Source organism: Myxococcus sp. CA039A (assembly GCF_013336645.1).
GTDB lineage: Bacteria > Myxococcota > Myxococcia > Myxococcales > Myxococcaceae > Myxococcus > Myxococcus llanfairpwllgwyngyllgogerychwyrndrobwllllantysiliogogogochensis.
Genome location: NZ_JABUMQ010000396.1, coordinates 1 through 9,014, shown reverse-complemented (window position 1 = coordinate 9,014; position 9,014 = coordinate 1). Strand labels below are relative to the sequence as shown.

7 protein-coding genes are annotated in these 9,014 nt (G+C 68.7%); all 7 read left to right on the top strand.

Annotated features, from left to right (window positions below; translation table 11 throughout):
* A partial coding sequence (locus HR086_RS41170; RefSeq protein ID WP_174468350.1) for a hypothetical protein occupies window positions 1-417 on the top strand: 417 nt, incomplete at its 5' end.
* 124 nt (window positions 418-541) lie between these two features.
* Complete coding sequence (locus tag HR086_RS41165) at window positions 542-2,620, top strand: M36 family metallopeptidase (RefSeq protein ID WP_174468349.1); 2,079 nt, start codon at window positions 542-544, stop codon at window positions 2,618-2,620.
* Window positions 2,621-2,776: 156 nt separating this feature from the next.
* Entirely contained in the window at window positions 2,777-4,210 is a 1,434-nt protein-coding gene (locus HR086_RS41160; protein ID WP_174468348.1) for a S28 family serine protease, read from the top strand.
* A gap of 142 nt (window positions 4,211-4,352) precedes the next feature.
* The gene (locus tag HR086_RS41155; protein ID WP_174468347.1) at window positions 4,353-5,501 is read left to right on the top strand and encodes an AAA family ATPase; all 1,149 of its coding nucleotides are present in this window, start codon (window positions 4,353-4,355) and stop codon (window positions 5,499-5,501) included.
* Window positions 5,502-5,546: 45 nt separating this feature from the next.
* The gene (gene truB, locus HR086_RS41150) at window positions 5,547-6,440 is read left to right on the top strand and encodes a tRNA pseudouridine(55) synthase TruB (RefSeq protein ID WP_174468346.1); all 894 of its coding nucleotides are present in this window, start codon (window positions 5,547-5,549) and stop codon (window positions 6,438-6,440) included.
* Between the two features lie 44 nt (window positions 6,441-6,484).
* Window positions 6,485-7,108, top strand: coding sequence for a GNAT family N-acetyltransferase (locus HR086_RS41145; protein ID WP_174468345.1), 624 nt, complete (start codon window positions 6,485-6,487; stop codon window positions 7,106-7,108).
* Between the two features lie 229 nt (window positions 7,109-7,337).
* Window positions 7,338-8,789, top strand: coding sequence for a hypothetical protein (locus HR086_RS41140; protein ID WP_174468344.1), 1,452 nt, complete (start codon window positions 7,338-7,340; stop codon window positions 8,787-8,789).
* Window positions 8,790-9,014: the final 225 nt, after the last annotated feature.

Genomic DNA, 9,014 nt, shown 5'->3' with positions numbered 1-9,014 from the left:
CCCCCGCCCATCGTGACGCAGCCCCCGCTGCCGCCCATGGTGGAGAAGCCCATCAAGCGCCCGCCGCTGCCCAAGACGAATGAGGCGTGGGGCGCGGTCATGCTGAGCAAGCACCTGCGCGACTACGACTACTGCGGCAGGGAGGCCATCCTCCGCGACGGCGGCATCCCCCGGATTTTCCGGCTGCGGGCGCGGTTCGACGCGAACGGGGAGGGCGTCAAGGGGAAGGTGACCCCCGTGACCTCCGTGAAGATGTTGGATGCCTGCATCACGAACCGCACCAAGTACATCTACCTGGGCAAGCCGCCGGAGAAGCGCGAGTTCGCCGTGGAGATGACACTGTCCTTCGCGCACCTCCGCCCCAAGGGCAAACCCGAGACGCGTGATGACCAATGGAGCGACCTCAGCGGCGATTGAGCCGTAGCGCGCGCTCGGAAGTCGATGGTCTCGCCCGGTCCCCCTGTTGAGTCAGGTGGACGGGCCGTGTCCTTGTTCCGCGTGACGCCCCATCCCGGGGTGGTCCGTGACGCAGGAGCACGACATGTCCCCAAGACACGCCCGACGCTGCCTCTTCCACGCGGTAGCTCTCACGGGGGCGCTGCTGTCCCCCCTCGCCCTGGCCGTGGTGCCGGAGCCCCAGGGAGAGCGGCACCACGACGCGCGCCTCTCCTACAACGCCCGGATGCGCTTCACCTTCGCGCCGACGCAGCAGGCGGCGGAAGCGGCGCTGCGCCAGTCCGTGCCGGAGCTGCGCGTGGAGGTGGATGCGTCCAACGGGCGGGTGCGCTCGCTCATCAACCTGGTGGGCGCGCTCTCGGAGCCCGCGAGCGGAGACGCGCTGGCGGTGGGCCTGGACTTCGTCCAGCGACATCGCGAGGTCCTGGGCCTGGAGCTGTCCGACCTGGCCAACCTGGAGGTGACCGACCGCGTCTACTCACGCCTCAGTGGTGCCACTCATGTGTATCTGCGACAGCGCTACCGGGACCTGCCCGTCTACAACGCGCAGCTCCAGGTCAACGTGGATCGGGAAGGGCGCGTGCTCGCGGTGCACAGCGACTTCCAGCCCGCGCTGGAGTCCACGCTCTCCAGCGTGGAGCCTCGGATTGGCGCGGCCGACGCGGTGGCGAGCGCGGCGCGGCACCTGGGCCTCCAGGGATTCGCGGCGCCCCGCGAGCTGAAGGCCGAGCCCGGTCCCACGCGGCGCACTCGCGTGGAGGCGCGGGGGCTGTCGAGCGAGCCCATCGACGCGTCGCTGGCGGTGTTGCCGTTGCGTCGTGGAGAGTCGCGTCTGGTCTGGCGCTTCCAGGTCCACACGCTGGATGCCCGGCACGCCCATGACTTGTCGGTGGACGCGGGCACGGGCGAGGTCTGGACGCGCTTCGACTGGGTGGCGGGGGATTCGTACCGCGTGTACCCGAGGCCCGCCGAGAGCCCGCACCACGTCACGCCGGTTCCTCCCGCGGATGGGCGCACGCTCGTCACCAACCCCGCCCACTCGCTGGCCTCGCCCTTCGGCTGGCATGACACCAACGGAGTCACGGGCGCCGAGTTCCTCGCCCCCCGTGGCAACAACGTCCACGCCTACGAAGACCGGGACAACAATGGCCAGCCGCCCGCGAGCGACCCGAACTGCGGCGCCGGGCTGGCGTGCGACTTCGCCATCAACCTGACGGGCGCGCCGAGCACGTACTTCGCCGCCGCGGTCGCCAACCTCTTCTACTGGAACAACCTCGTCCACGACGTGCAGTACCAGTACGGCTTCGACGAGCTGGCCGGCAACTTCCAGGTCAACAACCATGCCCGAGGCGGGCTCGGCAATGACGACGTGCGCGCCGAGGCGCAGGACAGTGGTGGCGTCGACAACGCCAACTTCCTCACGCCTCCGGATGGCTTCCGCCCGCGCATGCAGATGTACCTCTGGACGGCGCCCACGCCGGACAAGGATGGCGACCTGGACAGCGGCGTCATCGTCCACGAGTACGGCCACGGCATCTCCAACCGCCTCGTCGGCGGCCCCAGCAACGTGTCGTGCCTGACCAACCGGCAGCAGCCGGGCGAGGGCCTCAGCGACTTCCTGGCGCTCGTCTACACCGCGCGCGCGTCGGACACTGGCCCCCAGGGACGTGGCATCGGGACGTACGTGCTGAACCAGGCCATCACCGGCCCGGGCCTTCGCACCCAGCGCTACAGCACGTCCGCGCTCGTCAACACCTGGACCTTCGAGAGCATCAACACGATGACCGTCCCGCACGGCGTGGGCTCCGTGTTCGCCCAGGCGCTGTGGGAGGTGTACTGGGCGCTGGTGACGCAGTGGGGCTTCAGCACGGACCTCTACGACGCCACGGGCAACGCGGGGAACCAGCGCATGCTGCTGTACTTCACCGAGGGTCTGAAGCGCACCGCCTGCAACCCCACCTTCCTCCAGACACGCGACGGCATCATCAGCGCCGCCACCACCCTGCATGGTGGGGAAGATGTCTGCCGGATGTGGAACGCGTTCGCCGCCATCGGCCTGGGCTCCAACGCGACGAATGCCGTCGACTCCGCCAGGAATGGCTTCGCCGTGCCCCCCTCGTGCGGCCTCATCCTGGGCCGTCCGGAGACGCCACCCGCCCCGTAGCCACGCCGTCCCGCCGGAGGACCTCTCCCGAGGTCCTTCGGTGCTCCACACCCGGAGTGTATTTTCATGGGTAGCCTATAATTCTCGAATTGTGAGAATGTCCGGGCTGGTTCCTGACTGAACCCGAGTGACGTTGTTCATCGAGAGGAGCGGGACATGTGGGGAGTGACGTATCGGTTTCGAGGCGTGGTGGGGGCGCTGGCGGTATCGCTGCTGGCGGCCTGTGGCGACACGTCGGAGGCGGGACGCGACGGCGCGCCTTCGGGAGAGACGCTGTCGGAGGCGCGAGCCATCGACGATGACATCCGCGCGCGGCTGGAGGCGCTCCCGGGCGTCACGATTCTGGGGGACGAGCAGATTGATGACTTTCGCTTCTTCACGCTCGACTTCGAGCAACCCGCGGACCACCGCCATCCGGAGGGTGAGAAGTTCCTTCAGCGCATGACGCTGTTCCACCGCTCGGTGACGGCGCCGATGGTCATCGACACGGAGGGCGCGGAAATCTTCGCGGAGCCCATCGCCGCGGAGCCGGTGGACCTCTTGAAGGGCAACCAGGTGACGGTGGAGCACCGCTTCTACGGCACGTCGACGCCGGCCTCGCGTGACTGGAAGCTCCTGGACGTCTGGCAGTCCGCGGCGGACGCGCACCGCGTGGTGGAGGTCTTCAAGACGATTTACGGCGCGCGCTGGCTGTCCACGGGGGTGTTCCGGGGCGGCACGGCGGCCCTCCTGCACCGCTACTTCTATCCGAACGACGTGGAGGCAACGATTCCCTACGCGGAGCGGCACAGCCTGGGGTTGCAGGATGTCCGCACGCCGCACTTCCTGGCCACCGTGGGCGACGCGACGTGCCGCGACAGGCTGAAGGCGGTGCAGCGGGCGGCGCTGGAGCGGCGCGAGGAGCTGACGCCGCTGCTGGCGGCGCAGGTGGAGTGGGGCTTCACCTTCGAGACGCTGGGCGTGGACAAGGCGTTTGAGTTCAGCGTGGTGCGGCTGCCGTTCAACTTCTGGGAGTACATGGGGCTGGCGCCGTACGACTGCGACACGATTCCGGAGCCCACGGTGTCGGCCGAGGAGCTGTTCGCCTTCGTGGACCTGGTGGCGGGCCCCGCGTACACCTTCTCAGACCAGGCGCTGTACAGCGCGATTGAGCCGGAGAGCTACCAGTGCGCCACGGAGCTGGGCGCGCCGCTGTTCCCGGAGTTGGAGCTGCGTCCGCTGCTGCGCTACCCGGGCGGGCAGGTGCCCACGGCGCTGCCGCCCGCGGGCGTGGTGAAGGTCTACAACCCGGTGCCGCTGCTCAAGCTGGAGCTGTGGACGCGGCTGCACGCCCAGCGCGTGCTCATCGTCGACGGAGCGCTGAGCCCGTGGAGTGCCTCGGCCTTTGGCGTGAGCTCCAGGAATGACTCGTACCGCATCGTGGACCCGGCGGGCATCGGCTTCTACGGGACGCTCACCGCGCTGCCCGAGCCGCAGCGCACCTTCTACTTCGAGCGGCTGGCCGAGTGGGCGGATGCGCCGGTGCACGTGCCCGCGGTCACCGAGGGCAAGCTGAGCCGGAGCTACGAGAAGCAGCTGCGTCGTCGGTAGTCGTCGCGCTGGCTGAAGGACCCGAGGGGCACGTGTCCACGTGGTGTGCTCCCTCGGGTGGAGTGCCCGGTCCGTCGCGAGTGTGACGGACCACCAGAGCACCGTTGCGGTGGGAGGTGGGCGAGCTAGGGTGGGGTGCTCGATGCCCATCCAGCGCTTGCGGATTTCCGGATACCGCTCGGTGCGTCAGCTCTCCCTGGAGCTGGGCCCGGTGAATGTCATTGTCGGAGCCAACGGCAGTGGCAAGACGAACCTGTACCGCGCGCTGTACCTGTTGGTGGCGGCGTCGGAGGGGAGGCTCGCGCGCACCCTGGCGGAAGAGGGCGGCACGCCGAGCGTGTTGTGGGCGGGTTCGCGGGGCGCGAAGCAGCCGGTGCGGCTGACGGTGCAGGTGGAGATGGGCGAGCTGGCGTACGAGCTGAGCTGCGGCATCGTCCCCAACCTCCCGCGCTCCACGGACCCCTTCAAGCTGGACCCGGAGGTGAAGTCGGAGCACCTGTGGGCCTGGTCCGGGGGACGGAAGGTGGTGCTGATGGAGCGCAAGGACCGCACGGCCTTCATGCGGGACGCCGACGGGAAGCGGGTGACGTTTCCCACGCAGCTCTGGAACTCGGAGTCGGTGCTGGACCAGTTGGGCGAGCCGCACCGTTTCCCGCGCTTGTCGGAGGTGCAGCGCACGTTCTCCGCGTGGCGCTTCTATCACCACTTCCGCACGGACCCGGACGCGGCCATGCGGCATCCGCGCGTGGGCGTGAGGACGCCGGTGCTGGCGCACGATGGCTCGGACCTGGCGGCGGCGCTGCTGACCATCCTCCAGATTGGCGACACGCGAGGTCTGGAGCAGGGCATCGACGATGCGTTCCCGGGAGCTCGGCTGGAGGTTCGCTCCAGTGAGGGACGCTTCAGTCTGTTCCTGCACATGCCGGGGTTGAGCCGGCCCATGGCCGCGTCCGAGCTGTCCGATGGAACGTTGCGCTACCTCTGCTTGCTGGCGGCGCTCTTGAGTCCGCGCCCTCCGCCGTTCCTCGCGTTGAACGAACCGGAGACGAGCCTGCATCCGGACCTGTTGGAGCCTCTGGGGCGGCTCGTGCTGAGGGCGGCGAGGGACAGCCAGGTCTGGGTGACGACGCACGCGGAGCCCCTGGCGCGCACGGTGGCGCAGGCCTCACGCTGTTCGCCCGTGTATCTGGTGAAGCGGGACGGAGCCACGCAGGTGGAGGGAGCCCTGGATGGCGATTCCTCCGACTTCGTCGAGGAAGAAGAAGAGGAAGAAGAGGACCGGGGTGGTTGAGCACGTCGCGGAGTCCATGACGCGAGTTCTCCGTCGGGAGCACGCATGACGCCGGGCCTCTACAGTGTGCACAAGCCGGTGGGGCCCACGAGCTTCTCGGTGGTGCAGTCCTTCCTGGAGGAGGCGCGTGCCGTGCCGGGCAAGCGCCTGCCGATATGCCACGGTGGGACGTTGGACCCGTTCGCGGAAGGGCTGCTCCTGGTGCTGGTGGGGCAGACAACGCGGCTGTTCGAGCTGCTGCACGCGGTGCCCAAGACGTACGAAGCGGACGTGGTCTGGGGCACGGAGACGGACACGGGAGACCTGCACGGCAAGCCCGTGCTCCAGGGGGACGTGTCACGCCTGACGCCCGGGTTGCTCGACGCCGCGCTCGCGCCCTTCGTGGGCTGGCACGAGCAGGTGCCACCGGCCACGAGCGCGAAGAAGGTGGGAGGCGAGCCCGCGTATCGCAAGGCCCACCGGGGCGAGGTGGTGGAGCTGCCGCCCTCGCGCGTGTACCTGCACTCGGCCCGGTGGCTCTCGCACGAGCTGCCGCGCACCAGTCGCCTGACGCTGACCTGTCGAGGGGGCTACTACGTCCGCTCGCTCGCGAGGGACGTGGGGCGTGCGCTCGGCTGTGGCGCGCACCTGTCCACGCTGCGGCGCACGGCGATAGGTCCGTGGACGGACCCGGCGCCCGGGACACGCGTGGGCTCACAGGGCCGGGCCCTGCTGCCCTGGGCGCGGGTGCGTCCCCTCACGGACCTGGAGGTGGGCGAGCTGCGTCGCGAGCGGTCCATCCCCCTGAACGGCACGCTGCCTCCGGACTGGCGCCTGCCGCCGGGCTTCCCGGACCCCGAGGCCCCGGTGCGAGGCTTCCATCAGGGCCGGCTCACGTTCCTGCTGCGCGAGCGCGGGGGCGCGCTGTGGAGTGACACGGAGCTGAGAGGCGGCCTGTAACGAAGGGGGTGCCGCGAGCCTTCGCGCCCACTACCTTCTCGCGCATGTCCCTCGCCATCGAGATTCAGGAGCTGACGCCGAAGCTGTGGCCGGCGCTCGAGACGCTGTTCGGGAAGAACGGCGCATGCGCGGGCTGCTGGTGCATGTTCTGGCGGCTGGAAGAAGGCGAGCGCTTCGCTGACGTGAAGGGCGCGCCCGCGAAGCAGCGGATGAAGGCGCTCGTGGACGAGGGCAAGGCCCAGGGCCTGCTGGCCTTCGTGGACGGACAGCCCGTGGGCTGGCTCACGCTGGGGCCGCGCCGGAGCTTCCCGCGCCTGGACCGCGCACCGAGCCTCCGGTGTGACGACGCGGACGACGTCTGGTCGGTGCCCTGCTTCTTCATCCACAAGGACTTCCGGGGCCAGGGCGTCGCCACGGTGCTGCTGAAGGCCGCGCTGGACGTGATGCGTCAGCGGGGCGCGCGCACCGTGGAGGGATATCCCGTGAAACCTCCCAAGGGGTCCGCGCGTACATCCAATGCGTCCGCGTACACGGGCACGGTGCCGTTCTTTGAAAAACAGGGGTTCGAGCTCGTGGCCGAGCGGCCTCAGGGCAAGCAGCGCGTGCGCAAGGCCCTGGCCTCGCCGGCGCGCGCGCCGCGTCGAGCCGCGAGCAAGCGGATCCGGTGACTCCAGTCACCACTTCGGGGGATCCGGTGACTCTGGTCACCACCTGGGGGGCCTTCCCCCTGGTGACGACTGTCATCGGTGGTGACAGTTGTCACCACCCCTCGTGGACGGGCTGGTGCCTTCTAACCCCTTGAATATAGGTCAGAAGTGAAGGTGGGCAACCGGAGGAGATGTGTGGCACGCCGCGAGCAATAGGGGTGCTCACAACGACTTACTTCGGAGAAACCCAATGTCCGTCGCCACCTCCTTCAACTCCGCTCAGAAGACCCTGGCTCGCACCGAGTCGAAGCTCGAGAAGCTGGAGGGCAAGCTGGAGCGCGCGCTGGTCAAGGAGCACCAGCTGCTGAAGGACCTGCGCCACATGATGAAGCACCACGCGCCGCACCAGCAGGCGGGCCGTCCGGGTGGCGACAGCTTCGACAAGGGTGGGTGCTTCCCGTCCAAGCCGCTGCCGAACGAGTGGAGCCCGCTGGACCTGGGCGCGCTGAGCGAGACGAACAAGCTGGACCAGACGAAGGGCCCCATCACCGCGGACCAGCTCACCAAGGCCATCCAGCGCGGCACGGGTGACCACGACGGCCAGGCGGCGAAGGGCGAGTACCGCGCGTTCGCGGAGTGGGCGGAGAAGAACCAGGACCGCCTCACGCCCGAGGCGAAGCAGGTGATGGACCGCTTCTCCAAGTTCGCCGCGGAGAGGAAGGCCAACGGCCACCAGGACGGCGACTGGCGGAAGATGATCAATGACATGAAGGGCGTGGGCGACAAGGGCGCGGAGAAGGCGCTCGCGGGCCTGGACAAGCTGCCCAAGCCCATCTCCGGCGATGACATGGCGAAGGCCATCCGCAGCGGCACGAAGGACGCGGACAACAACACCGCGGACGAGCTGAAGGCCTTCCAGGACTGGGCCAAGAAGAACGGCGACAAGCTGTCGCCCGAGGCCAAGGAAGTGATGGGCAAGTTCGAGAAGCACGCGACCAAGGCGATGGCCACGGGCGACAAGGACCTGAGCTCCACCGAGTGGTCCAAGATGATGAAGGACTTCAAGAGCGTGGGCGACGTGAGCGCTCGCGACTCGCTGGCGAAGCTGGACAAGGAGAACGGGCCCATCTCCGGGGAGGACCTGCTCGGCGCCATCAAGCAGGGCGCGGGCGACGCGGACGGCAACTCCACCAAGGAGCTGGCCGAGTTCCAGAAGTGGGCGGCGAAGAACAAGGACCGGCTGACGCCCGAGGCGCAGAAGGTGATGGAGACGTACGAGAAGCACTCGAAGACGGCGGGCCCCAAGGGCCTGGACAAGCAGGGCTTCGACGCGATGGTGAAGGACGCCTCGCAGCACAAGACCTTCCACGACGCGTCCATGCGCACCGCGCTGGAGACGCTGGATGGGAAGAACGGGAAGATCTCCGCCAAGGACCTGACCAACGCCATCAGCAAGGGCGCCGGTGACCTCGACGGCCAGGCCGCCGGGCTGGAGTACGCGGACCTCCAGAAGTGGGCGCGCCAGAACTACGACCGCCTCAGCCCGGACGCGCGCAAGGTGGTGGACACCTACGAGAAGTACGCCACCCAGTCGCTGGCCAAGGGCGAGACGGGCATCGCGAACTCCGACTTCCAGAAGATGGTGAAGGAGATGGAGCAGCTCAGCGTGGTGCGCCCGCCCCCGCGCTTCATCACCGCCTGATTCAAACCTTGAAGGGTCCAGGTGGAGTGACTCGCCACCTGGACCTGTCGAGGCACAAGCCAGGCACCAGCCCGAGGGAGGCCCGGGGTGTACGGCCGGGTGGAGGGGATGGCGCCGGGAGCCGCGGCGCGAGTGCGTGTAGCGAGGCTCGGCATGCACGATGCAATGAAGTCAGGGAGTCAGCGGCACCGTGGCACGACGACCGCACCAGGGTGAGGCGGGGAC

Bases quoted from the DNA above. Each gene is read 5' to 3' on its own strand.
- HR086_RS41165 (WP_174468349.1), top strand. From the start codon at position 542: ATGTCCCCAAGACACGCCCGACGCTGCCTCTTCCACGCGGTAGCTCTC.
- HR086_RS41160 (WP_174468348.1), top strand. From the start codon at position 2,777: ATGTGGGGAGTGACGTATCGGTTTCGAGGCGTGGTGGGGGCGCTGGCG.
- HR086_RS41155 (WP_174468347.1), top strand. From the start codon at position 4,353: ATGCCCATCCAGCGCTTGCGGATTTCCGGATACCGCTCGGTGCGTCAG.
- truB (WP_174468346.1), top strand. From the start codon at position 5,547: ATGACGCCGGGCCTCTACAGTGTGCACAAGCCGGTGGGGCCCACGAGC.
- HR086_RS41145 (WP_174468345.1), top strand. From the start codon at position 6,485: ATGTCCCTCGCCATCGAGATTCAGGAGCTGACGCCGAAGCTGTGGCCG.
- HR086_RS41140 (WP_174468344.1), top strand. From the start codon at position 7,338: ATGTCCGTCGCCACCTCCTTCAACTCCGCTCAGAAGACCCTGGCTCGC.